1 protein-coding gene is annotated in these 909 nt (G+C 69.6%); it reads right to left on the bottom strand.

Going from position 1 to position 909, the window contains the following annotated elements:
* Positions 1-875 (bottom strand): IS701 family transposase (locus WDW90_RS37555; protein ID WP_336492796.1); only part of this gene is annotated, 875 nt, incomplete at its 3' end.
* Positions 876-909: the final 34 nt, after the last annotated feature.

The following is a 909-nucleotide window of genomic DNA, read 5'->3' as shown; positions in this document are numbered from 1 at the left end:
TGCCGCCAAACTGCGGTCGCAGTGGCGATCTCGATGGTGCGCTCACCCGCTCCATACCAGCCGGGCATGACGGTCATCTGCCACCTCGTGCGCGGGGCCGTGAGCACGTCGGATAGGTTTGGCAGCCTGGCGCCCTTGGTGCGGGGACGTCCGATCGTGCCGGGCAGCCGTGGCGGGGCAGGCTCGTAGAGCGCCGCGTCGAGCCGCAGGCGGGTGATCGCCGTGACACCGCCGCGGTGGATCGCGTCGAGGAACAGCAGAGCCGAGAAGCCGCTGTCGCCGACCAGCACCAGGTCGCGGCCCGGCAGCCAGCGGCGGGCCTGAAGGACAAGTTGGCGGCCCACCTCGAGCAAGGACTTGTGGCGACGGCCCCGCTCGCGGCAGGCGCGCTCGGATGGCACCAACGCAGTCAGGAACGGCAGGGCCCAGACCCGTCCAGCCCACGGGATCGGGGCGAGCAGCATCAGACTCATCCAGCGCAGCCCGCTTGCCTTGACGAAGTGGCCATCGGAAGAGCGCACCGGGTCGCGGTAGATGCCTTTGGCCGCGATGCGCTTGCCACGGCGGCGCTCGATCGTGTCGTCGAGCGCCAGGATGACCGGACCGCGCGGCACAAACGCCGCGATCAACATCCCGAGCAGGATGTGGCTGCCGGTCCGGGGGCACCAGGCGGCGCGGCTGAGCACGCGGTGAACGTTGACGAAGTGCCGGTCGCGCGCATGAGCGGTGATGCGCAGCACGTTCGTCACGGTGCGTTGACCCGGGAGCAGGATCGCGCCAATCAGCAGAAGCTGGGCATGGCACCACGAGCGATGGACGAACAGCGGCGCGAACGCCAGGATGATCCCGGCGAAGCGGGTGGGCAGGGGGGACATGGCGGTGTCTCTTGCAGGAAACAGCGCCAGCCTA

It is taken from the genome of Methylobacterium nigriterrae, from assembly GCF_037106235.1.
GTDB classification, from domain to species: domain Bacteria; phylum Pseudomonadota; class Alphaproteobacteria; order Rhizobiales; family Beijerinckiaceae; genus Methylobacterium; species Methylobacterium nigriterrae.
This window is presented reverse-complemented; position numbering and strand designations above follow the sequence as displayed.